The organism is Pseudomonas inefficax, assembly GCF_032164165.1.
Taxonomy (GTDB): Bacteria; Pseudomonadota; Gammaproteobacteria; order Pseudomonadales; family Pseudomonadaceae; genus Aquipseudomonas; species Aquipseudomonas inefficax.
Map to the genome: position 1 here is coordinate 5,056,134 of NZ_CP134401.1, position 20,564 is coordinate 5,076,697.

General features: G+C 61.6%; 24 protein-coding genes. 11 read left to right on the forward strand and 13 right to left on the reverse strand.

Features of this window, described 5'->3' with window-relative positions:
* Positions 1 to 213 precede the first annotated feature (213 nt).
* The 3 genes from RIN61_RS22770 to xth all read left to right on the forward strand — a co-directional run bounded on the left by RIN61_RS22770 (position 214) and on the right by xth (position 2,025).
* Positions 214 to 828, forward strand: coding sequence for a hypothetical protein (locus RIN61_RS22770; RefSeq protein WP_112253851.1), 615 nt, complete (start codon positions 214 to 216; stop codon positions 826 to 828).
* A gap of 163 nt (positions 829 to 991) precedes the next feature.
* Positions 992 to 1,234: a hypothetical protein gene (locus tag RIN61_RS22775; protein WP_003257678.1), complete on the forward strand. Its 243-nt coding sequence runs from the start codon at positions 992 to 994 to the stop codon at positions 1,232 to 1,234.
* Positions 1,231 to 2,025 (forward strand): exodeoxyribonuclease III, encoded by a 795-nt coding sequence (gene xth, locus RIN61_RS22780; RefSeq protein ID WP_313854255.1) that lies wholly within the window; start codon positions 1,231 to 1,233, stop codon positions 2,023 to 2,025. The genes RIN61_RS22775 and xth overlap by 4 nt, the downstream gene beginning before the upstream one ends.
* Before the next feature lie 44 nt (positions 2,026 to 2,069).
* On the opposite strand, the gene RIN61_RS22785 is transcribed toward xth, so the two are convergent.
* The 8 genes from RIN61_RS22785 to RIN61_RS22820 form a co-directional block, all read right to left on the reverse strand.
* Positions 2,070 to 2,498, reverse strand: coding sequence for a hypothetical protein (locus RIN61_RS22785; protein WP_112253849.1), 429 nt, complete (start codon positions 2,496 to 2,498; stop codon positions 2,070 to 2,072).
* Positions 2,499 to 2,520: 22 nt separating this feature from the next.
* Positions 2,521 to 3,630, reverse strand: a complete 1,110-nt coding sequence (locus RIN61_RS22790; RefSeq protein ID WP_313854258.1) for a mechanosensitive ion channel family protein — start codon at positions 3,628 to 3,630, stop codon at positions 2,521 to 2,523.
* Between the two features lie 87 nt (positions 3,631 to 3,717).
* Positions 3,718 to 3,861: a hypothetical protein gene (locus RIN61_RS22795; RefSeq protein ID WP_181457403.1), complete on the reverse strand. Its 144-nt coding sequence runs from the start codon at positions 3,859 to 3,861 to the stop codon at positions 3,718 to 3,720.
* Positions 3,862 to 3,906: 45 nt separating this feature from the next.
* Complete coding sequence (locus RIN61_RS22800) at positions 3,907 to 4,152, reverse strand: hypothetical protein (RefSeq protein ID WP_133973432.1); 246 nt, start codon at positions 4,150 to 4,152, stop codon at positions 3,907 to 3,909.
* Positions 4,152 to 4,616, reverse strand: a complete 465-nt coding sequence (locus tag RIN61_RS22805) for a PA2171 family ribosome-binding persister protein (protein WP_112253846.1) — start codon at positions 4,614 to 4,616, stop codon at positions 4,152 to 4,154. The genes RIN61_RS22800 and RIN61_RS22805 overlap by 1 nt, the downstream gene beginning before the upstream one ends.
* 148 nt (positions 4,617 to 4,764) lie before the next feature.
* Entirely contained in the window at positions 4,765 to 5,208 is a 444-nt protein-coding gene (locus RIN61_RS22810) for a DUF421 domain-containing protein (protein ID WP_112253845.1), read from the reverse strand.
* A 9-nt stretch (positions 5,209 to 5,217) separates the two neighbouring features.
* On the reverse strand, positions 5,218 to 5,724 hold the full coding sequence (locus RIN61_RS22815) for a hypothetical protein (protein ID WP_112253844.1): 507 nt from the start codon (positions 5,722 to 5,724) through the stop codon (positions 5,218 to 5,220).
* A gap of 12 nt (positions 5,725 to 5,736) precedes the next feature.
* The gene (locus tag RIN61_RS22820) at positions 5,737 to 6,240 is read right to left on the reverse strand and encodes a CinA family protein (RefSeq protein ID WP_112253843.1); all 504 of its coding nucleotides are present in this window, start codon (positions 6,238 to 6,240) and stop codon (positions 5,737 to 5,739) included.
* Between the two features lie 187 nt (positions 6,241 to 6,427).
* On the opposite strand from RIN61_RS22820, the gene RIN61_RS22825 reads away from it, so the two are divergent.
* Positions 6,428 to 6,661: a PLDc N-terminal domain-containing protein gene (locus tag RIN61_RS22825; RefSeq protein ID WP_112253842.1), complete on the forward strand. Its 234-nt coding sequence runs from the start codon at positions 6,428 to 6,430 to the stop codon at positions 6,659 to 6,661.
* A gap of 697 nt (positions 6,662 to 7,358) precedes the next feature.
* On the opposite strand, the gene RIN61_RS22830 is transcribed toward RIN61_RS22825, so the two are convergent.
* Positions 7,359 to 8,579, reverse strand: a complete 1,221-nt coding sequence (locus tag RIN61_RS22830) for a zinc-dependent alcohol dehydrogenase (RefSeq protein WP_112253841.1) — start codon at positions 8,577 to 8,579, stop codon at positions 7,359 to 7,361.
* Between the two features lie 160 nt (positions 8,580 to 8,739).
* On the opposite strand from RIN61_RS22830, the gene RIN61_RS22835 reads away from it, so the two are divergent.
* Positions 8,740 to 9,435, forward strand: a complete 696-nt coding sequence (locus RIN61_RS22835; protein ID WP_313854267.1) for a DUF2238 domain-containing protein — start codon at positions 8,740 to 8,742, stop codon at positions 9,433 to 9,435.
* 249 nt (positions 9,436 to 9,684) lie between these two features.
* The gene (locus tag RIN61_RS22840; protein WP_313854270.1) at positions 9,685 to 10,170 is read left to right on the forward strand and encodes a glycine zipper domain-containing protein; all 486 of its coding nucleotides are present in this window, start codon (positions 9,685 to 9,687) and stop codon (positions 10,168 to 10,170) included.
* Positions 10,171 to 10,402: 232 nt separating this feature from the next.
* Here the strand turns inward: RIN61_RS22840 and arsJ are convergent, their stop codons facing one another.
* The 3 genes from arsJ to RIN61_RS22855 are packed head-to-tail and all read right to left on the reverse strand — an operon-like array spanning position 10,403 to position 13,051.
* Complete coding sequence (arsJ, locus tag RIN61_RS22845) at positions 10,403 to 11,647, reverse strand: organoarsenical effux MFS transporter ArsJ (protein ID WP_313854273.1); 1,245 nt, start codon at positions 11,645 to 11,647, stop codon at positions 10,403 to 10,405.
* A 9-nt stretch (positions 11,648 to 11,656) separates the two neighbouring features.
* Entirely contained in the window at positions 11,657 to 12,661 is a 1,005-nt protein-coding gene (locus tag RIN61_RS22850; RefSeq protein ID WP_313854275.1) for an ArsJ-associated glyceraldehyde-3-phosphate dehydrogenase, read from the reverse strand.
* A gap of 33 nt (positions 12,662 to 12,694) precedes the next feature.
* Complete coding sequence (locus tag RIN61_RS22855) at positions 12,695 to 13,051, reverse strand: metalloregulator ArsR/SmtB family transcription factor (protein WP_112253837.1); 357 nt, start codon at positions 13,049 to 13,051, stop codon at positions 12,695 to 12,697.
* A gap of 207 nt (positions 13,052 to 13,258) precedes the next feature.
* On the opposite strand from RIN61_RS22855, the gene RIN61_RS22860 reads away from it, so the two are divergent.
* From RIN61_RS22860 to tcuB, 3 genes are all read left to right on the forward strand, one after another.
* Positions 13,259 to 14,179, forward strand: coding sequence for a LysR family transcriptional regulator (locus tag RIN61_RS22860; RefSeq protein ID WP_112253836.1), 921 nt, complete (start codon positions 13,259 to 13,261; stop codon positions 14,177 to 14,179).
* A gap of 144 nt (positions 14,180 to 14,323) precedes the next feature.
* Entirely contained in the window at positions 14,324 to 15,778 is a 1,455-nt protein-coding gene (gene tcuA / locus RIN61_RS22865) for an FAD-dependent tricarballylate dehydrogenase TcuA (RefSeq protein WP_313854278.1), read from the forward strand.
* A complete protein-coding gene (gene tcuB / locus RIN61_RS22870; RefSeq protein ID WP_313854281.1) occupies positions 15,759 to 16,940 on the forward strand; it encodes a tricarballylate utilization 4Fe-4S protein TcuB in 1,182 nt (393 codons plus the stop codon). The genes tcuA and tcuB overlap by 20 nt, the downstream gene beginning before the upstream one ends.
* 60 nt (positions 16,941 to 17,000) lie before the next feature.
* Here the strand turns inward: tcuB and RIN61_RS22875 are convergent, their stop codons facing one another.
* Positions 17,001 to 17,894 (reverse strand): LysR family transcriptional regulator, encoded by an 894-nt coding sequence (locus RIN61_RS22875; RefSeq protein ID WP_085622438.1) that lies wholly within the window; start codon positions 17,892 to 17,894, stop codon positions 17,001 to 17,003.
* Positions 17,895 to 18,041: 147 nt separating this feature from the next.
* Between RIN61_RS22875 and RIN61_RS22880 the strand changes: the two genes are divergently transcribed.
* Entirely contained in the window at positions 18,042 to 19,121 is a 1,080-nt protein-coding gene (locus RIN61_RS22880) for a 4-oxalomesaconate tautomerase (protein ID WP_112253833.1), read from the forward strand.
* A 73-nt stretch (positions 19,122 to 19,194) separates the two neighbouring features.
* Positions 19,195 to 20,508, forward strand: a complete 1,314-nt coding sequence (dctA, locus tag RIN61_RS22885; RefSeq protein ID WP_112253832.1) for a C4-dicarboxylate transporter DctA — start codon at positions 19,195 to 19,197, stop codon at positions 20,506 to 20,508.
* Positions 20,509 to 20,564: the final 56 nt, after the last annotated feature.

Here is a 20,564-nt window from a genome sequence, read left to right on the forward strand (position 1 = left end):
AGCAATGCCATGCCAAACCGAGGCTCTTCGGGTGAGCCACCGTGTGTATTGAATAACTATCTGCTTTTTCATTTAACGATTCGAATTTGACTTTGCCGCTGCGATTAAATCGTTCGCACGCCTATTGCAGGGTCATCTAGTGCTAACGCATTACGTGGAGAAAACGTCGTGGAGATTAATACAATTATTAGCCTGTTCGGGCAGAAAGAATCCATGGAGCTGGTGCGGTTGTCGGTGATTTACGTTCATTTACTGGCCTGTTGCATTGCCATTGGCCTGGTATTCGCCAGCGACGCCGAGATGGTCAGGAACTTGTTGAAAGGTCATAAAGAGGCCGGGCATGACAGCAAGCATATGACGAGCTTGCAGAAATCCGTGGGCAATGCCCTGATATTCCTGTGGCTCACGGGTGCCGCAGTGATTGGAATTGACTACCTTGATAAAGGTATGAACTATTTTGCCAATCCGAAACTTCAAGCGAAGGTCATTATTGTCATGTTGCTGACCTTCAACGGCATGTTGTTGCATCGCTATGTATTGCCTGCCCTGCTCAAAGCGGGCAACTTGCTCGACCTGAACTTTGGCGTGAGGATGTTCGCGCTGTTCTCCGGCGCACTGTCGGGTGTGTCCTGGCTGTATGCGGCGATGCTGGGCGTCGGTCGACCACTGGCCTGGAAATACTCCTTGACCGAGTTGCTGCTGGCCTATCCGGTACTGATCCTGCTCGGCTTTGCCATGATGGCTGCCCTGACCCAGTGGGCCCGCAGCCGCAGCCAGGCCGAACCGGTTCCAGCGCCTGTCTGGCGGCTGGCAGGCATTCCTGTCTGACTGCCTGAGTAACGCTTCGATTACGCCGCGAACCGGGCAACCTGGTTCGCGGCGAGCTCGTTTCATGCGCAGCATCTGGGCGGCGCGACAGGCCGTGGCGTTGAATTTGAACGTCGCTCAATGGTGGGGCTCTTAATGCAAAGGACACCGTGAGGGCTCCATCATGAGCATTGAACGCAGCATCCCCGAACTCGAGGCCTGGTACGCCCAGTACGACGATATCAGTTACCGCCGTGAGTCGCCGGATGCCTACCACCATGAACTGCTGCGTACCGCCGAGGCCCTGCGTGACGATGGCGCCATCGATTGGGACGACTGGCTGGCACTCAAGGCCTTGGCCGATGACGCCCATGTGCGCGCTCTGGAAGATGCCGTGCAGGCCCATGTCAGCGACCCCGACGCATGAAAGCGCTGAAGATTGCCACGTTCAACATCAACGGCATTCGTAGCCGGCTGCCGGCACTGCTGGCCTGGCTGGAGCGGGAAAGGCCCGACATCGCCTGCCTGCAGGAGCTCAAGGCGGCTGATCAGCAGTTCCCTCGTCAGGCACTCGAAGCGGCGGGCTATGGCAGCCTCTACCAAGGGCAGCCTTCGTGGAACGGCGTGGCCATTCTGTCGCGAGGCAGCGAACCACTGGAAGTACGGCGTGGCCTGCCTGGCATGGAGGATGACAACCAGAGCCGCTACCTTGAAGCCGCAGTGCAGGGGATAGTGGTGGCCTGCCTGTATCTGCCGAACGGCAACCCGCAACCGGGGCCGAAATTCGATTACAAGCTCCGCTGGTTCGAGAGCCTGATCGAGCATGCGAAAGGGCTGCATGGCAGTGGCCATCCCGTGGTGCTGGCGGGCGATTTCAATGTGGTGCCCACCGATATGGACATCTACGACACGCGCTCCTGGATGAAGGATGCACTGCTGCAGCCCGAATCACGCGCGTGTTACCAGAAACTGCTGCGGCAAAGCTGGGTCGATGCCCTTCGCCATCTATATCCGGACGAACGCATCTACACCTTCTGGGATTATTTCCGCAACCACTGGGCACGCAACGCCGGTTTACGTATCGACCACCTGTTGCTCAACCCCGAACTGGCGCCTTACCTGAAGCGGGCTGGCGTCGATGCCTGGGTGCGTAACGAACCCAAGGCCAGCGACCATGCGCCGGTGTGGATCGAGTTGGGCACGCGTCGCAAGCCGTAGGGCATTTAGAGAAACCTGCACCGTGGCAGGGTGGGCGACCGCCTTCAACTACCGGAGCCACCGCTGGAGCCCGAACCACCAGAGCCTCCGGTTCCGCTACCCGTCCCGCTGCCGCGTTCCGAGCCACTGCGGTCACTACCCGATTGGTCGGTGGTGCCATCGCCTCCAGTCTTGTCGGTATCATTGTTATCGGTTCCGCCAGAGCCCGACCCCATGGCGTCCGCAGGTGTACCGGAGCCTGTTGCCCCGCCTTGGCCGTTCATATGCCCGCTGTCATGCGGCTGCGTGCCAGGGGCACGCTGATCGTTCAGGTCGGTGGCGGCCAGCACCACAGGTGCACTGGCCCCCAGGCACAGCGCGAGCAGTAACGAGTGAGGCAGCATGATCTTCATGGCGATACTCCTTTGCGTATTGGTTACCTTTCGTTCGGCCAGCATTGCCCACGGCCGTGCCGTGAAATCGACGGAATGCATGGAGCGCTGACATGCACGGGGGCTATCCCACGTGAATACTTTGAGGCCCGCGCTTTGATTCCTCTGGCAAGGCCGTGACCTTGATCGCCCGTACCGGTACGGCAAATTTGGCACCGACCTTCGAGAAGCGCTCGAGCAAGTGGAAATTGATCGCTTGCTGGATGTCCATGTACAGGTTGTAGCCGGGGTCCTTGACGATATACACGCACTCGAATTCCAGCGCCTCTTTGCCGAAGCCGCGCAGGTGCGCGCGGTCGAAGCGCACCTGCTGCTGCGCCTTGATCGCTTCCTCGACGATGACGGGCGCTTTCTTCACTGCTTCGGTTGGCGTGTCGTAGGACAGGCCGAACTCGAACACGATCCGTCGTTCCTGCAGGCGCTTGTAGTTCTGGATGGTGCTGCTGATCATGCTGGCATTGGCCATGACGATCTGTTCGCCGCCCAGGCTGCGGATGCGCGTGGTCTTCAGCCCCACATGTTCCACCGTGCCGGCCAGCGGGCCGATGACGATGAAGTCGCCTACCTCGAACGGTTTGTCCACGGCGATGGATAACGAGGCGAACAGGTCGCCGAGGATGTTCTGCACGGCCAGCGCAACAGCGATACCGCCAACGCCCAGGCTGGCGACGAAGGCGGTGATGTTCACGCCCAGGTTGGAGAGCATCGCCAGCAGCACCACTGACCACAACAGCACCCGCGCGCCCCATGCCGACAGCGTGGCCAGCGCGCTGCCCTGGTTCAATCCGTCGGTGCGGTGCCGGGCGAAATAGCGGTTCAGGCCCAGGCCGATGGCGCGGTTGGCCCACAGCCCGATCTGCAATGCCGCGACCACGAACCACAGGCTACCGACCCGGGTCAGCCAGCGCTCGGGCAGGTCGAGCATGCTCAGGCCTACCAGCAGCGAGGCAAGGAACAGCAGAAAATTGCTGGTACCGGCAAGCACCTTGGCCAGTACCTGGCTGAGCGCGCCGTCATGCTCGGACCAGCGTTTGACCCGACGCAGCATGAAACTGATGGCCGCTCGAGCCACGAGGAATGTCAGCAGGGCTACCGTCAGTGCCAGCAACAAATTGAGAACGGAAACTCCGAACAGTGTGGTATCGGTGAACAACGCGATGATGCGATCACTCATGAGACACGTGCCTCCTTGCGCAAGGATTGGGTGACTGGGAAAGCGGCATTGCCGGCAAGGCAGGCAACGCCACTGCGCAGGCGAGCCTCAGCCGTCGGACTGCTCTTCTGGCGGCACCTGGCCTTCGGGCCAGTCGGGTGCTTCCTGCTCCTTTTCCTGCTCGGGCACAGGCTCGCCTGGGTTGTGCGGTATGTCGTCCAGGTAAGGGTCGGGGTGGTTGGGGTCGATCATGGTCTGGTTCCTCGCTGTCTGGCGTTCAGGCATGATGCCGGGCATTCAGCCCGACTCCGCTGCAGTGTTTTTCTTCCAGCCCCGCAGGTTCATGGCGCACAGGCAAACCTGCAGGAGGATCAGCGCCCAGGCTTGCGCCTGCCACCCCCACACGGCCCACAGCACGTTGCTGCCAATGAAACAGCAGAAACCCAGCTTGCGCCGGCCTGGGCGCCGTGAGCCGATGCACCAGGCGGCAAGTACCGTCAGGGCCATGGCGGGCCATTCAAGAAAGTCGATCCAGGCCTCCATCACGCGGCACGCTGTTCGCCCTTGAGCAGTTTCTTCTGCGCTTCCATGGCCTGGCCGAGCTCATCCAGCTGCTGCTTGCCCAGCAGTTTGCGGGCGGTCGGGAACAGCTCGCTTTCCTCTTCCTCGATATGGTGTTCCAGCAGTTCCTTCATCACCTTGACCCGCCCCGCGAACTCGACGGTGCCGGTGTCGGTTTGCAGCAGGTCCGGCAGCACCAGCGAGTCGACGGTACGGTGCTCCTCCTTGGCTTCGTAATACATCTTCGCTTCTTCCTTGCCGCCGGCCTGCTTGATGGCCGGGTACAGGATTTCCTCTTCCAGAGCGGTGTGGATGCTCACTTCCTGCTTGATGCGTTCGAGCAACTCGGCGCGCTTCTTCACCGCGCGCTCAGTGGTGGAGGAAAGTTCCTCCAGCAGCTTCTTCACCAGCTCATGGTCCTGGATCAACAGTTCGATAGCGTTCATGCTGCACCTCTTCAGGGACGGAAAAATCACGGTTGCCTTCGATGGAGTAGGACGCGCGCGTCAAGGTTCAAAGCGGATGATCAACGTACCGGTGTCGCGAAAGATCGGCCCCACAAGGACCCAAGCAGGTTGCACCGGCCACGCAGGGTCATTCCTGAGGGATGATCGAAATCTTGCCGTTGCGCTCGACGATGGCGAACTTGATCTGCCCGACGCTTTCGATACCCTGGCTGTCCCGGGCGGATTCGAGGATGTCGTCTTCGGTCAACCGTGCCCGCCGCATGCGGTGGTGGAGAAAGCGCCCCTGCTCCACGACCAGCGTCGCATGGCCGTCGACCAGCCGGGCAAGACGCCTGGAGTTGAGCTTGGCCAGCGACAGGCCGACATCCAGGACGATCAGCGTGGCGATCACCAGCATGGCGTTGGTGAACGAAAAGTCCTCGCCGAGCAATGCCTGCTGGGTTGCTTCGCCGATGATCAGCAGCAGGACAAAGTCGAAGGTGGTGAGGTCTGCCAGCGAGCGTCTGCCGGCCACGCGAAACAGCAGCATCAGCGCGATGTACATGCCTGTCGCACGAAGAATGGAGTCCATGTCGCGCTCCTAGGGGTAGAGAAAGGTCGAGAAATGCACTGCGCTGTCCGGGCCGGCGCTGACAACACCTTCCAGAGTGCCGACGTATTCGCTGCGCAGGGTCAGGTAGAGCGTGGCGATACCCTCTTTGCTGGTGCCGAGCTGGAGCAGAAGCGACCTGCCATGGGAACGCGATACTTGCGGCTCTGGCTGCAGCGTTTCGATGCTGGCTTCGCGTAGCAGGGTGCCCCCGAGCAGCAACATCACAGGCTCACCGGCAGTGCCGCGCACCGTGATGCGCAGGTTGTCGGTAGTGCCGCTGCGGCTGAGGCGCTGATATTCCACATGCACGCGGCCGTCTTCACTCATGACCTGGGCATCACTGAGCGGACCATTGCCGAACACCCCGGCCAGGGCCAGCAGCACGACCAGCACCAGGGCATACCACCCCAGCCGTTCGAAACGCCAGACCCGCTGCTGCATGCGCATGTCTTCCTCGACGGGGTGGTGCCTTGAAGCCAGCTCCTCTTCGTCCATGGTCTTGACCCCTCAGGCGCGCTCACCGCGCAGCCAGCGCTGGTGGTAATGGGCCAGGTGCGACAACCCGTAGAGCGCGCCCTGGCGGATTACATCCGCGCGCTCGCCAAAAAAACGCTGGCTGCGCGTGAATACGGCAAAGGGCTCGCCGGCAAAGGCCCAGGCAAAGCACACGGTGCCCGGGGGGATGGCGTCCTGTGGCTGCGGCCCGGCGACGCCCGTGCTGGCGATGGCAACGGTGGCGTCGCTGTCTTTCAATGCGCCGAGCGCCATCTCCCAGGCTACCGCCTCACTGGTCAGGCCATAGCGTTCGATAGTCTGTGGGTTGACGCCGAGCAGGCGTTTCTTGGCACTTGGCGAGTACACCACGTAGCCGCTTTCCAGTACCTCGCCGGTCCCGGGTACGGCTGCCAGCAGCGCAACCATGGCACCGGCCGTGCAGGATTCTGCAGTGGTCAGCACCAGCTTGTGGGCCTTGAGGTATTCAAGGGCCTCGATAACAGGGTCGGTTGCCATGGTCGGTCACTCGTGCGTTGTTTTGAGGTGGACGTGTTTCCTGCGGGATTGGTTCACTACTTGTGCGCCACCCATCAATGGCGGGAAAAGCTTCCTGAACTTTGCCCCACCTGCTGGCTTCCTCTGGATAGGAGGTAGGTGGCGCGGAGCACGCGCTGCTGCCGGAACATGCAGAGGAGAAGCGGTCATGACCGAGCCAGTGACGTATTTCTGGATCGCTGTTGCAGCGATCATTCTGTTGCTTGATGTATGGGCCATCGTCAGTGTTTTCCGCAGTGACAAGAGCGATGTGACCAAGGCGATGTGGGCACTGCTGCTGCTGGCGCTGCCCGTTATCGGCCTGGCCATCTGGGGCGTGCTTGGGCCGCGTGGAATCAAGCGCGGTACCGGGCCGTCTTCGCCTGAACATAGCAAGGGTTAGGAGGGGGGATGAGCAAAGAGTCGCAGACACCTCGTAGCGGAACCCAGGGTGAAGAAGAACGGGACAATGATGCGCAACGTCCTGATGGCTCCACTGGCACGTCGCATGATTCCACTGCGCAGAAAACAGCTCGTGATGAAACGCGACACAAGCGTTAAACGGGCCGGCGTGAAGAACTGAATTGGCAAGCGGTCTGCGTACACTGTGGGAGCGGCTTTAGCCGCGAAGAATCCAACGCGGTGCATGGCACCGGCTGCGCCGGTGTTCGCGGCTGAAGCCGCTCCCACAGGGATCGCGCCAGCGTTTGGAAATTGAGCAAGGCAGTTGCTACCCAGGGGTCCTGCTTATTCAATGCGTTATTTGCAGTTCTGTGAGATTACCCAGCCCTTTGGGCTGCGCTGTCGCTTGGAAAAGTGAATTGGCAAGCGGTCTGCGGACCCTGTGGGAGCGGCTTTAGCCGCGAAGAATCCAGCGCGGTGCATGGCACCGGCTGCGCCGGTGTTCGCGGCTGAAGCCGCTCCCACAGGGATCGCGCCAGCGTTTGGAAATTGAGCAAGGCAGTTGCTGTCGCAGGGTCCCTGCTGATTCGATGAGTCATGTGCAGTTCTGTGGGAGCGGGCAAGCCCGCGAACACCGGCGAAGCCGGTGCCCCGAGCCGCGTTGCCTGCTTTGCGGGTAAACCCGATTACCGGATCGATCAGCGCTGGATTCCCCCGAACGCATGGTCAGCGCCCAAGGTGCCAGCGGCAGCGCCCGGCACCAGGATGACCTTGCGGCAGTCGTCCTGCTTCTGGTCGAACAACTTGTAGCCCAGGGCCGCTTCTTCCAGGGCAAGGCGGTGAGTGACGATGAGTTCCGGTTCCAGGCGTCCGGCCTCGATATGCTCGAGCAGTTCCGGAAGGAACTTCTGCACGTGGGTCTGGCCCATCTTGAACGTCAGCCCCTTGTCGAAGGCATCGCCAAACATGAAGGCGTGGATAAATCCCGCATAGACCCCAGGCACGCTGACCACGCCGCCCCGGCGCACCGCGGCGATGCTCTGGCGCAAAGCCTTGCCGCTGCTGCCCTCGATCTTCAGTGTGGTGAGCACCGTTTCGGTGGTGCTGCCTTTGGCCTCGAAACCGACCGCATCGATGACAGCATCCACACCGCGCATGCCGGGGGTAAGGCGGATGATGCTGTCAGCCGGGTCGTCATCCTGCTCGAAGTTGATCGGCACCACACCGTAGGCGTCGCGGGCATACGCCAGGCGGTAGTCGTTGTCGTCGACCATGAAGATCGTCTGGGCGCCCAGCATGCGTGCGCAGGCTGCGCTCAGCAGGCCGACCGGCCCGGCGCCATAGATGGCCACTGTCGAGCCTGGACCGACCTGGGCATTGGTGACGGCCTGCCAGGCAGTGGGCAAGATATCCGAGAGGAACAGCACCTTGTCGTCCGGCAGGGCGGTAGGCACCTTGAACGGGCCAACGTTGGCCTTGGGCACCCGCACGAAATCGGCCTGGCCGCCGGGCACGCCGCCATACAGATGGCTGTAGCCGAACAAGGCGGCACCTGGCGGAATCGCTTTCTTGTTGATTATTGCGCCACGGCCGGTGTTGGTGGTTTCGCATGCAGCGAACTGGTCGAGTTGGCAGAAGAAGCAGCTGCCGCAGGCGATCACGAAAGGAATCACCACGCGGTCACCGACCTGCAGATTGGTGACCCCGCGACCGGTTTCCTCGACGATGCCCATGAACTCGTGGCCGAAGATATCACCCGGCTCGGTCTGTGGAATCTTGCCGTGGTAGAGGTGCAGGTCGGAGCCGCAGATGGCGGTGGCGGTGACCCGGAGGATGATGTCGTCCTCGTCCTGGATGAGCGGGTCGGGGACATTGTCGACCCTGACGTCCTGGGTTCCGTGGTATGTCAATGCTCTCATGGGTTCATCTCCTGCAGAGGGGGGGACCGGCTGGTCTATGCAGGGGAAGCCAGGGGGGGAGGTAAAGTTCAGGTGGAATCATCCAGTGGCAGGTTTCAGTGCCGAAGGAAACTTTAGCTGCCCTGCCAGGCTCAACCGTGCTCAAGCCGAGCGTAAAGCCATGACCAAGCATCCAGCGCTGCAAGCAAACTTTGCCCCGTCGGCCACGCCAAGGCAGGCTGCGGGCTTGCTCGCATCGGCCGCATTGATCGTGCTTGCCTCGGGGGTTGCGCCGCTTGACCGTGCAGATTGGTGGCTCGAAAACGTTCTGCCGCTGGCGCTCCTGCTCACCTTGGCCGCAACCAGCCGCTATTGGCGCTTTTCGTGGCATGCCTACCTGGCAATCGTGATGATGCTGGCGATCCATGAGCTAGGCGCGCATTTCACCTATGCCAAGGTGCCCTATGACGCTTGGCTGCGTGCGCTTACCGACCACTCTCTGAATGCCTGGATGGGCTGGCAGCGCAACCAGTTCGATCGGTTGGTGCATCTGAGCTACGGCCTTCTGTTCGTCTTGCCGATCAGGGAATTGCTCCAGCGCCAGGCCTTATTGCGAGGCGTGTGGTTGGCGTTGTGCACTGTTTCGCTGGTGCTTGCGACATCGGCGCTGTACGAACTGCTGGAGTGGATAGGCGGCCAATACCTGGGCGATGACCAGGCACAAGCCTTTCTCGCGACTCAGCAAGACCCTTGGGATGCGCAAAAGGACATGGCCCTGGCTTTGCTCGGCGCACTTGTCACCTTGTTGATCCAGTGGTTTGGGTTACGCAAGCTTTGGGGCAGAAGGGTAGTGTGTCTGAAGGACAGGCACGGCTGACGGGGCAGGACTTATCGCTGTGTAGGAGCGGCAGGTAGTATCCAGCGCGATCAGAACTTCAAAAGGCCTTTTCCATCGCTGGAAAGGCCTTTCGCAATCAGCCTGTGACCGTCGAAAAACGCTAAAGTTTCCACTGGGAAAACAGTAACTTGGAGAATTTTTCCAGGTCGTGTCATTCGTCGGATTTCCATTGTAAGCCCCTGCCCAGAGCCTCAGGATCGCCGCCGTATCCCTTTGAGGCTTTCACATATGAAGTACTCCTCGATTCTCTTGTTGTCACTTGGCCTGCTGAGCGGCGCTGCATCGGCAGGCGGCAATACCGAAGCAGGTATAGGTGGCGCATTGGGTGGAGTATTGGGCTCGGTAGTCGGCCAGTCGATCGGCGGCAGCACCGGCTCGGCAATCGGCGCCGGCCTGGGTGGTGCAGCCGGTAGTGCAGTGGGCGCCAACAAACACAGCCGTGGCGAGGCGGCCATTGGCGGCGCACTGGGTGCAGCTGGCGGCAACGTGGTGGGTCGCAAGATGGGCGGCACCACTGGCAGCATGATCGGCGCGGCAGCCGGTGGCGGTGTGGGCGGTGCCTTGGGCAACCACATGGGCCGGGACTACGATGACGAGAGTGGGCATCGTTATCGTGATGATGACGACGATGACGATGATCGGGGCTGGCGTCGTCACCGCCACGACCGTGGTCATCACTACGGCTGGCGCAACAAACACCGCCACGACGACTGACCCCGCCGAGGCGGTTACGCTGTTTTCTTTCCCTGCTTGGGGCCGCTTTGCGGCCCTTTCGCGACACAAGGCCGCTCCCACAAAGGCTTTGTTCCATGCGCGAAAGCGCAGCCATGAGGTAGAGGGTTGTTGTGGCCTGCCGCGCCTGGTTCGCGGGCAAGAGAATCACGAAGTTCTTTCATGTCTTCCAGCACGGTCCATTTACTCCAAGTGTCTATCCTGGATCACCCCTTTACCTTTTCTCTTCGCTAGCCTGAAGCACCCCTGCAGCATGCTTTGGCAATGCGATAGAAATCAGCGCAGCCAGCAGAACAAACGCTGTGGAGATCCACAGGCAGGCTCCCAGCCCATAAGCCTGGAATACCCAACCGGAAAGCAGCGTACCGACCAGCCGCCCTAGCGCGTTGGACATGTAATAGAAGCCCACATCCAGCGATACCCCGTCTTCCTTGGCATAGCTGACGATCAGGTAGCTGTGCAGCGAAGAATTCACCGCGAACAGCACACCGAACAGCATCAACCCACCGAGCAGCACCACCTGCGCCGACCAGCCTGCCGACAGGCCCACGGCGATGAGCGCCGGCAGCCCGGCAAGGGCGATCGCCCAGATGAAGGCCGCGCGACCGTCGGGCATATGGCCGCGATTCTTGCCAGTGATGCGGGGGGCAAGCGACTGGACGATGCCGTAGCCGATAATCCACGTAGCCAGGAAACCGCCGACCAGCCAGAAGTCCCAGCCAAAAGCCGTGCTCAGGTATACCGGCAATGCCACGACGAACCAGACGTCACGGGCGCCAAAGAGAAACAGCCGAGCGGCCGAGAGGATGTTGATGGCTCGGCTCTTGGACAGCAGGTCGCGAAACTTCGGTTTGGCCTTGGCCTTGCCCAGGTCCTTCTTCAGCAGCAACAGGCTGCCGATCCAGATCAATGCCAACACCGCTGCCATGGCCAGCACCGCCAGGGTGAAGCCGAGCAGGGCGAGCAGGGCGCCGCCAAGGAAGAAACCGACACCCTTGAGCGCGTTTTTCGAACCGGTGAGAATGGCTACCCACTTGTACAGGGTGCCTTGCTGGCTGTCCGGCACCAGAAGCTTGATGGAGCTCTTGGCGCTCATCTTGTTCAGGTCCTTGGCGATGCCGGACAACGCCTGGGCCGTCATCATCCAGGGTACTGTCAGCCAGGCTGCCGGCACCGTGAGCATCAGCAAGGCCAGCACCTGCATGCCCAGGCCGATGTTCATGGTGCGGTTGAGCCCCAGGCGGGCACCGAGGTAGCCACCCACCAGGTTGGTGATCACGCCGAACACTTCGTAGAACAGGAACAACGCAGCGATCTGCAGCGGCGAGTAGCCCAGCGAATGGAAGTGCAGTACCACCAACATGCGCAACGCACCGTCGGTGAGGGTAAAGGCCCAGTAGTTGCCGGTAACCAGCAGGTACTGACGCACTGGTGCGGGCAGGGCTGACAACGCCTTCATGATTGCCGGTTACTTCGCCATGCCGACCATTCGGGCCAGTTCCGCTGCACGGTTGGCGTAGCCCCACTCGTTGTCGTACCAGGCGTAGATTTTCACCTGGGTACCATTGACCACCAAGGTCGATAGCGCATCGATGATCGAGGACCGCGGGTCGGTGCGGTAGTCGATGGACACCAGTGGTCGCTCTTCGTAACCCAGAATACCCTTCAACGGGCCGTCGGCAGCCGCCTTCAGCAACGCATTGACCTCATCAGCCGTGGTCTCGCGCGCCACCTCGAACACGCAATCGGTCAGCGAGGCGTTGGCCAGCGGTACACGCACGGCGTGGCCATTCAGCTTGCCGCGCAGCTCAGGGAAGATCTCGGCGATTGCGGTAGCCGAACCTGTGGTGGTGGGGATCAGGCTCATCCCCGAGGCACGGGCGCGGCGCAGGTCCTTGTGCGGCGTATCGAGAATGCTCTGGGTATTGGTCAGGTCGTGGATGGTGGTGATCGAGCCGTGGCGGATGCCCAGGTTCTCGTGTATCACCTTCACCACCGGGGCCAGGCAATTGGTGGTGCAGGAAGCGGCGGTGACGATCCGGTGTTGCGCCGGGTCGAACAGGTGCTGGTTGACGCCCATCACCACGTTCAGCGCGCCTTGCTCTTTCACCGGAGCGCAGACCACCACGCGTTTGACACCCTGGTCCAGGTAAGCCTGGAGCACAGCTACCGACTTCATCTTGCCGCTGGCCTCGATGACCAGGTCGCAGCCCGACCAATCGGTGTCGGCGATCGCCGTGTTCGCGGTGACCTTGATGCGCTTGCCCTCGATCACCACCGAGTCGCCTTCTGCCCCGGCTTCACGCTGCCAGCGGCCGTGGACCGAATCGAAATTGATCAGGTGGGCGTGGGTCTGGGCGTCGCCGGCCGGGTCATTGATCTGGACGAATTCGAATTCCGGCCAGCCCCAGGATGCCCGCAGCGCCAGGCGACCGATACGGCCAAACCCATTGATGCCTACTTTGATTGCCATGGTCTCGTTCTCAAGTGTATTTCTCGGCTGTGGTCAGCAGCAGGCAGCGACGCGCTGAGGGCGGTCACCCATGGTGTCCAGTCGTTTGGCGCTGGTGCTCAACCATTCGCGATTGGCCTGCAGCGTTGTTACCAGGACATCGCGTACCCAGGCGGGCAGCTCTGGGTGCAGGCGGTAGTAAACCCATTGGCCCTGCCGGCGGTCTTCCAGCAGGCCGCAGGTGCGCAGTTGTGCGAGGTGGCGGGAAACCTTGGGTTGGCTTTCTTCCAGGGCGCAGATCAGTTCACAGACGCACAGCTCTTCCTCGCGAGCGATCAGCAGCATCATCCGAATGCGGTTCTCGTCGGCGAGGCATTTGAAGACCTGGGTCGGGGTCAGCGAGTCAGTCATGGGCGTTCTCGGCGCGGGCAGCGGGTGCCTATGGCGGGGTATTCAGAATATATGTTTTTCTGAATATACGTATTTTCGAATGTATTACAAGGCCGCTCCCACAGGTTCCCCGTCAACTTGATGAGGCACGGTAGCGTTCTGTCGATCCAGGCTGTGCAAATACGTTTAACATGCTCCAGGCCCGCCCCATCGTTGAAAGAGATCTGTATGGAGTTACGTCAGCTTCGCTATTTCCTCAGTGTTCTGGAGTACGGCAGTCTTGGCAGGGCTGCGCTCGAGCTAGGGGTTGGCGCCTCGGCATTGAGCCAACAACTGTCGAAGCTGGAGAGCGAGGTGAGTACCCGGCTTTTGACACGTTCGAGCACCGGCGTTTCGCCGACGGCGGCGGGCCTGGCCTTCGAATACCATGCGCGCCTGGCGCTTCGCCAGGCGGAACACGCCGTGCTGGCGGCACAAAGTGGCCGCATGAGCGGCTATGCCAGCGTGGGGCTGGCACCGACCACTGCATCGATTCTTGGCCTGGCGTTGATCGACAGGATGCGCGAACGCTACCCGGACATCCGTCTGCACCTGGTGGAAATGCTGTCCGGTTATCTGATGAACCAACTCAATGCCAGGCACCTTGACCTGGCGGTGCTGTTCCAGGCAGAAACGGGACCGCGGCTGGATGTCCGGACGCTTCTGACGGAGCGGCTTTTCGTGCTGGTTCCCGCCCCGCTGGTCAAGGCAGAGTGGGGCGAGTCGCTCACGTTGCAGCAGATCGCGACGCTCCCCTTGGTGATGCCCAGCACGCAACATGGCCTGCGCACGACGTTGCGCTCGATTTTCGAGCGGGCAGGGCTGGAGGCCAGCATCGTCATGGAAGTGGATGGTTTGTCATTGTTGATGGACTGCGTGTGTGCGGGCCATGCCGCCACCATCCAGCCCGGCGCGACAGTGGCCCGGGCGCATCAGGCGGGCCTGCGCGTGTTTGCCATCGATGAAGCTCAGGCGCAGCGTCGCAACGTGATTGTCAGCCTGACCGATGACGAGCTCTCGCCGGCCGCGTTGGCGACACGGATCGTACTGCAGGAGGTCGCTCGGGATCTGGTGGAACAGGGCCGATGGCCTGGGGCCCGGCTGCTTTGACCCAGACTCTGGGTTCACCCCAGCCCTTTAGAAAAACTGAATGCCTCCCCCCGACGATCGCGTTTCGCACCCTCCGGGCTCTCATTAAAGTCCGTGATCACGAGGAGCCACCGAACATTCGGCTCTTCGTGATCTGGAGGCGAAATGATCGATGTGCTAGTCATCGGAGGGGGCAATGCCGCCCTCTGTGCCGCGCTGATGGCGCGAGAGGCCGGAGCCAGCGTGCTGCTGCTCGAGGCCGCACCCCGCGCCTGGCGTGGTGGCAACTCACAACACACGCGTAACCTGCGGTGCATGCATGATGGCCCCCAGGACGTACTGCTCGAGGCGTACCCGGAAGAAGAGTTCTGGCAGGACCTGCTGAAGGTCACCGGTGGCCAGACCAATGAAAAGCTCGCACGCCTGGTGATTCGCGCATCCTCCCGCTGCCGTGGGTGGATGCGCCGCCATGGCGTGTATTTCCAGCCTTCATTGTCGGGTGCGCTGCACACCGCACGGACCAATGCCTTCTTCATGGGCGGCGGCAAGGCGCTGGTCAATGCCTACTTTCGCAGCGCCGAAAACCTTGGCGTACAGATACGCTACGACACACCGGTAGCCGACATCGAGCTACAGGACGGGCGCTTCGTCGCGGCCCATGTGCCGGCACGTGAAGTTCAGGGGCGACACCTGCCAGCCGAGCGCATCGAGGCGCGTACCTGTGTGCTTGCCGCCGGTGGTTTCGAGTCCAACCGCCAATGGTTGCGCGAGGCGTGGGGGCAGAACGAGCGAGGGGAGTGGCCTTCGGACAACTTTCTTGTCCGTGGCACGCGTTTCAATGACGGTGTGCTGTTGCGCCGCATGACCGAACAGGGCGCCGACACGATTGGCGACCCGACCCAGGCGCACATGGTGGCGATCGATGCCCGCGCACCGCTTTACGATGGCGGCATCTGCACGCGCATCGATTGTGTGTCGCTGGGCGTGGTAGTCAACCGCGACGGCCAGCGCTTCTACGATGAGGGCGAGGATTTCTGGCCCAAGCGCTATGCCATCTGGGGGCGCCTGGTGGCGCATCAACCCGGGCAGGTGGGGTTCTCGATCATCGACCGGAAGGCCCTCGGGCGCTTCATGCCACCGGTTTTCCCGGGCGCCACCGCCGATAGCCTGGAGGCGTTGGCCGGCCTGCTCGGTTTGCCTGTACAGGCGTTCCTCGAAACCGTGCATGCCTACAACCGAGCCTGCCAGGTGGGCACGTTCGACCACACCCGGCTGGACGACTGTCACACCGTTGGCCTGGATCCGGTGAAAAGCCACTGGGCGCGCCCGATCGATACGCCTCCCTACTACGGCTACCCGCTGCGCCCTGGCGTGACTTTCACCTACCTGGGGCTGCGCACCGACGAAACCGCCGCCGTGCATTTCGACGGGCGTCCCAGCCCGAACCTGTTCGTTGCTGGCGAGATGATGGCGGGCAATGTACTGGGCAAGGGCTACACCGCGGGTGTCGGCATGTCCATCGGTACCGCTTTCGGCCGTATCGCCGGGACCAGCGCCGCTGCAGCGGCGGGTTACCAACATCCAGAAAAAGAGAATCGTCATGACTGCGCAACTGCCTGAACCACGCCAGCCTGATGCCGCCGGGTCGGCCCTCGAACTGATCCCGGTGTTGAACGTCGAGGAGCGGGAAGTGGACCGGCAAATGCGGATATGCAACGCCTGTCGTTACTGCGAAGGCTTCTGCGCAGTTTTCCCGGCAATGACCCGCAGGCTGGAGTTCGGCAAGGCCGATATCCATTACCTGGCCAACCTGTGCCACAACTGCGGCGCCTGCCTGCATGCCTGTCAGTACGCACAGCCCCACGAATTCGCCGTCAACGTGCCCCAGGCGATGGCCAAGGTACGCGGGCAGACCTACGCCGAGTACGCCTGGCCGGCCGTCTTCGGGCGGCTGTACAGGCACAACGGCACCTATGTCGCCACCGCATTGGCTGTAGCCTTGTCGCTGTTCCTGCTGCTGACCTTGTTCGTCAACGGCACGCTGCTGCCGGGGCGATTGGCGGGTAATTTCTATGCGGTTTTCCCGCACAACACCCTCGCGTTGATGTTCGGTAGCGTGTTTGCCGCTGCAGCTCTGGCCTTGGCGGTGGCAGTACGTCGCTTCTGGCGCTCGGTCTCGCCTGCCGAGACGCTGGCGCAACCCGCCAAAGGGGCGCTGTTCGAGGCATCGAGCGCGGTGTTGAGCCTGAAGTACCTGGACGGTGGGCATGGCCAAGGTTGCAACAATGCCGATGATCGCTACACGCTCTGGCGCCGTCGCTTCCATCACTTCACCTTCTACGGCTTCATGCTGTGCTTTGCCGCCACGGTGGTCGCCACCGGGTATCACTACCTGCTGGGCCAGCAGGCGCCGTACCCGCTGTTTAGCGCACCGGTGTTGCTCGGCACCCTGGGCGGAATTGGCTTGATCGTCGGGCCGGCCGGGCTGTTGGCGCTGAACCTGCGCAGGGCGCCGGAGCAGGGCGATGTTGCCCAGCGGCCCATGGATCGGGCGTTCATCCTGCTTCTGCTGCTGGTCAGCGCCACAGGCCTTGCGTTGCTGGGCCTGCGTGATACCGCAGCGATGGCGATCCTGCTGGCGATCCATCTGGGCACCGTGATGGCGCTGTTCATCACGCTGCCCTATGGCAAGTTTGCCCATGGCCTGTTCCGCAGCGCGGCACTGCTGAAGTTCGCGATCGAGAAACGCCGGCCCAACGAGCTGGGTCTGGGAGGGGAGTGAACCATGCACGCAGCCGGTTTTTCCTCTGTGCCGCAACGCGCGAGATGCAAGGTGTTTCGCTTACCGGTTGGGCCACTTGTCCAGCAGGATCGACACGAACTTCTCCGCTGCTGGCGACAGCGACGCCCCTCTGCGATAGACCAGCCCCAGGGTGCGGGTGACCTGGGGTTCGATCAGCGGCACGCTGACCAACGTCGGGTGGTCGGCGTTGGGCATGGCCAGGCTGGGCATGGCCGACACGCCCAGCCCGGCTTCGACCATGCCCAGCGAGGTGGACAGGTGCTGAACCTCATAAAACCATTTGGGCCGCAGGTTGAGCCCGGACAGCGCATGGTCCAGCAACATCCGGTTGCCGCTCAACCGGCCTACGCCGATCAGGCGGTAGTCGGCCAGTTCTGTCCAGGTGACGGCGTCACGGTTCGCCAGCTTGTGGTCCCTGCGACAGGCCAGCACGAAGTGCTCCTGTACCAGGGAGACGAACTCGATGTCCGGGTGCTGGCCGCTCATCATGTTGATGCCGAAATCGGCCTCACCCCGCAGCACGGCTTCGAGCCCGTCGTTGGCGCTGAGGTCCAGCAGGCGGATGCGGATCTTCGGGTATTGCTCGTTGTAGTCGCGGATCACCGACGGCAGGAAATAGAACGCCGCGGTCGGGATGCAGGCGAGGGTGACCTGCCCGGTCTGGCGTTCTGCGAGTTCGCGAATGCTCAGGATCGAGTCTTCGAAGTCATCCAGCAGGCGCCTGGCCTTGGGCAGGAAGTCACGCCCGACGCTGGTAAGGCTGACGCGACGGGTAGTGCGTTCCAGCAGCGAAGTGCCCAACCCTTCCTCGAGCTTTTTAATCCGCCGGCTCAGGGCGGGTTGCGACAGGTGCAACGCTTCTGCAGCCTCGTGGAAACTACCGAGTTCGGCGATTTTCACGAAAGATCGTATGTCTTGCAGCTCATATTCCATCTCGGATCGCTCTTCGGTCCTGGTTCGGTATTGATGCTTGAATCGGAACAATAGCTACGATATTTGCATTGGATTGATTTATCCATCCCTGTCAATCTTTTGTCCACAGCATCAATGATGTCCATTGATCAACAAGAGTGCGAAATCATGCAACGAATTCCTTGCGTACTCATGCGCGGTGGCACCTCCAAGGGCCCGTTTTTCCATGCATGGGACCTTCCTGCCAATGTGGTCGAACGCGACGAATTGCTGATCAACCTGATGGGGTCCGGGCATGAACTGGAAATCGACGGCATCGGTGGCGGTAGCCCGCAGACCAGCAAGGTTGCGATTGTCAGCCCTTCGCTGCATGCCGACGCTGACGTCGACTACCTGTTCGTGCAAGTCATGGTCGCCCAGCGCCGGGTCGATACCGCACCCAATTGCGGCAACATGCTGTGCGCCGTTGGCCCGTTCGCCATCGAGCAAGGTCTTGTAAAAGGCCAGGACGGCAAGACGCTGGTGCGTATCCGCAACCTCAACACCGGCACTTTCGTCAATTCGCTGGTGGAAACCCCCGGCGGCATCGTGCGCTACGAAGGCCGCACGGCGATCGATGGCGTACCGGGCACTGCCGCCCCGGTGCACCTGACCTTCCTCGATGCGGTCGGCAGCAAGACCGGCAAGCTGTTCCCGACTGGCAAGGCCAAGGATGTGATCGACGGTGTAACGGTTACCTGCATCGACATGGCCATGCCGATGATGGTAGTGGAGGCCAGCCAGATGGGCGTCACCGGCTCGGAAACCCCGGCCGAACTCGATGCCAACGGCGGATTGCTCGAGCGCCTCGAGGCATTGCGCCTGAAGGCCGGCAAGGCCATGGGCCTGGGCGATGTCAGCGGTATGGTCATCCCCAAGCCTGTGCTGGTGTCCAAGCCCCGCTATGACGGCACATTGCAGGTTCGCTACTTCATGCCGCACAACTGCCACCGCGCCCTGGCCATCACCGGAGCGATAGGGTTGGCGACTGCCTGCGTCAGCCCAGGTACGGTAATCGGCGATTTACTGGGTGAGGGCGCCGAGCAACTGACCGAGGTGCGCCTGGAACATCCCGGCGGTGGTATCGATGTCGCGCTGTCACGCAGCGGTGCCGATGGCAAGACGATCCAGGCCTCGGTGGTGCGAACTGCACGGCGGCTGTTCTCTGGCTTCGTTTATGCCCCTACATTCCGCAGGTTGGCGGGGTAGGCCCAGGCGTTAGTCCAGACCTGTACATTCGCAACAAGCGCATCCGCACAATTTCAACAATGGGTGATGCCTCATGAGACTCGCCAAATCGCTGTACTTCCAGATCCTCTGCGCCGTCCTGCTGGGCGTGGTGGTCGGTCACTTCTGGGCGCAACAGGCCGTTGCGCTCAAGCCGCTGGGTGATGCTTTCATCAAGCTGATCAAGATGATGATTGCGCCGGTGGTCTTCTGCACCATCGTCACCGGCATTGCCGGAATGACCGACAAGCGCTCCCTGGGGCGTTTGATGAGCAAGACCTTGCTGCTGTTTCTGGTATTGACCGTCATCAGCCTGATGATCGGCCTGGCAGCGGTGTACCTGTTCCGACCTGGTGTCGGCATGAACATCGACCCGGCCACGCTAAGCACCGAGGGGCTCGGCCAGTACGCCGCGTCTGCGGCGAAGCTGAGCGTGGTCGACTTCTTCATGCATATCATTCCCGACACGTTCATCGGGGCGTTCAACAAGGGTGAAGTATTGCCGGTGCTGTTCATCGCGGTGCTCAGCGGTTTTGCCCTGTCGTCGATGGGCGAGAAGGGCAAGCCGGTACTCGATGTGCTGGAGTCTGCCTCGACCATGGTGTTTCGCATCTTCGGCTACCTGATGCGCTTCGCCCCGGTCGGTGCCTTCGGTGCCTTGGCCTTCACCGTCGGGCAGTACGGCGTGACGTCCCTGGGAGCATTGGCCAAGCTGGTCGGTACGCTCTACATCGCCTGTGCGTTTTTCGTCCTGGTGGTGCTCGGTGGTATCTGCCGTGCCCACGGCTTCAGCCTGTGGAAGCTGCTGCGCTACTTCCGCGAGGAATTTCTGGTGGTGCTCGGCACCTCGTCCACCGAGCCCGTGCTGCCACGCATGCTGGAAAAACTGGAGAAACTGGGCTGCAAGAAAGGTGTGGTCGGGTTGGTGCTGCCAACCGGTTACTCCTTTAACCTCGACGGTACTGCCATCTACCTGTCGTTGGCGGCGGTCTTCATCGCTCAAGCCTGCAACATCGACCTGAGCCTGGGTCAGACGGTGACGATGCTGGCGATCATGCTGTTGTCGTCAAAAGGCGCAGCGGGTGTGACCGGTAGTGGCTTCGTTGCGCTGGCCTCGACCTTGACTGTCATTCACGACATCCCGTTGGCAGGGCTTGCCTTGCTGATCGGCATCGATCGCTTCATGTCCGAGGCGCGTGCCCTGACCAGCCTGGCCAGCAACGCCGTGGCCACCGTGGTGATCTCGCTGTCGGAGAATGCCTGTGAACGGGAAACCTTGCTGCGCCGCCTGAACGGCATTCCGGCTGTACCGGACAAGGCGGATAGTGCGCAGGCCGACTGGTCTGCCGAGCCTCGTCATCACGGCTGAAAAGCCTCTTCCACACCCATTGTTGACTTAGAATCCCACTCAGCATCCCAGCGATG

What these genes read in the sequence shown, in the direction of transcription:
- RIN61_RS22805 (WP_112253846.1), bottom strand. Translation starts at nt 4,616, where the DNA reads ATGAACGCTATCGAACTGTTGATCCAGGACCATGAGCTGGTGAAGAAG.
- RIN61_RS22790 (WP_313854258.1), bottom strand. Translation starts at nt 3,630, where the DNA reads ATGAGTGATCGCATCATCGCGTTGTTCACCGATACCACACTGTTCGGA.
- RIN61_RS22880 (WP_112253833.1), top strand. Translation starts at nt 18,042, where the DNA reads ATGCAACGAATTCCTTGCGTACTCATGCGCGGTGGCACCTCCAAGGGC.
- RIN61_RS22815 (WP_112253844.1), bottom strand. Translation starts at nt 5,724, where the DNA reads ATGGACGAAGAGGAGCTGGCTTCAAGGCACCACCCCGTCGAGGAAGAC.
- RIN61_RS22875 (WP_085622438.1), bottom strand. Translation starts at nt 17,894, where the DNA reads ATGGAATATGAGCTGCAAGACATACGATCTTTCGTGAAAATCGCCGAA.
- RIN61_RS22840 (WP_313854270.1), top strand. Translation starts at nt 9,685, where the DNA reads ATGAAGTACTCCTCGATTCTCTTGTTGTCACTTGGCCTGCTGAGCGGC.
- RIN61_RS22820 (WP_112253843.1), bottom strand. Translation starts at nt 6,240, where the DNA reads ATGGCAACCGACCCTGTTATCGAGGCCCTTGAATACCTCAAGGCCCAC.
- RIN61_RS22860 (WP_112253836.1), top strand. Translation starts at nt 13,259, where the DNA reads ATGGAGTTACGTCAGCTTCGCTATTTCCTCAGTGTTCTGGAGTACGGC.
- tcuA (WP_313854278.1), top strand. Translation starts at nt 14,324, where the DNA reads ATGATCGATGTGCTAGTCATCGGAGGGGGCAATGCCGCCCTCTGTGCC.
- RIN61_RS22770 (WP_112253851.1), top strand. Translation starts at nt 214, where the DNA reads ATGGAGCTGGTGCGGTTGTCGGTGATTTACGTTCATTTACTGGCCTGT.
- RIN61_RS22810 (WP_112253845.1), bottom strand. Translation starts at nt 5,208, where the DNA reads ATGGACTCCATTCTTCGTGCGACAGGCATGTACATCGCGCTGATGCTG.
- RIN61_RS22850 (WP_313854275.1), bottom strand. Translation starts at nt 12,661, where the DNA reads ATGGCAATCAAAGTAGGCATCAATGGGTTTGGCCGTATCGGTCGCCTG.
- RIN61_RS22775 (WP_003257678.1), top strand. Translation starts at nt 992, where the DNA reads ATGAGCATTGAACGCAGCATCCCCGAACTCGAGGCCTGGTACGCCCAG.
- RIN61_RS22800 (WP_133973432.1), bottom strand. Translation starts at nt 4,152, where the DNA reads ATGGAGGCCTGGATCGACTTTCTTGAATGGCCCGCCATGGCCCTGACG.
- dctA (WP_112253832.1), top strand. Translation starts at nt 19,195, where the DNA reads ATGAGACTCGCCAAATCGCTGTACTTCCAGATCCTCTGCGCCGTCCTG.
- RIN61_RS22825 (WP_112253842.1), top strand. Translation starts at nt 6,428, where the DNA reads ATGACCGAGCCAGTGACGTATTTCTGGATCGCTGTTGCAGCGATCATT.
- arsJ (WP_313854273.1), bottom strand. Translation starts at nt 11,647, where the DNA reads ATGAAGGCGTTGTCAGCCCTGCCCGCACCAGTGCGTCAGTACCTGCTG.
- RIN61_RS22795 (WP_181457403.1), bottom strand. Translation starts at nt 3,861, where the DNA reads ATGATCGACCCCAACCACCCCGACCCTTACCTGGACGACATACCGCAC.
- RIN61_RS22855 (WP_112253837.1), bottom strand. Translation starts at nt 13,051, where the DNA reads ATGACTGACTCGCTGACCCCGACCCAGGTCTTCAAATGCCTCGCCGAC.
- xth (WP_313854255.1), top strand. Translation starts at nt 1,231, where the DNA reads ATGAAAGCGCTGAAGATTGCCACGTTCAACATCAACGGCATTCGTAGC.
- RIN61_RS22835 (WP_313854267.1), top strand. Translation starts at nt 8,740, where the DNA reads ATGACCAAGCATCCAGCGCTGCAAGCAAACTTTGCCCCGTCGGCCACG.
- tcuB (WP_313854281.1), top strand. Translation starts at nt 15,759, where the DNA reads ATGACTGCGCAACTGCCTGAACCACGCCAGCCTGATGCCGCCGGGTCG.
- RIN61_RS22830 (WP_112253841.1), bottom strand. Translation starts at nt 8,579, where the DNA reads ATGAGAGCATTGACATACCACGGAACCCAGGACGTCAGGGTCGACAAT.
- RIN61_RS22785 (WP_112253849.1), bottom strand. Translation starts at nt 2,498, where the DNA reads ATGCATTCCGTCGATTTCACGGCACGGCCGTGGGCAATGCTGGCCGAA.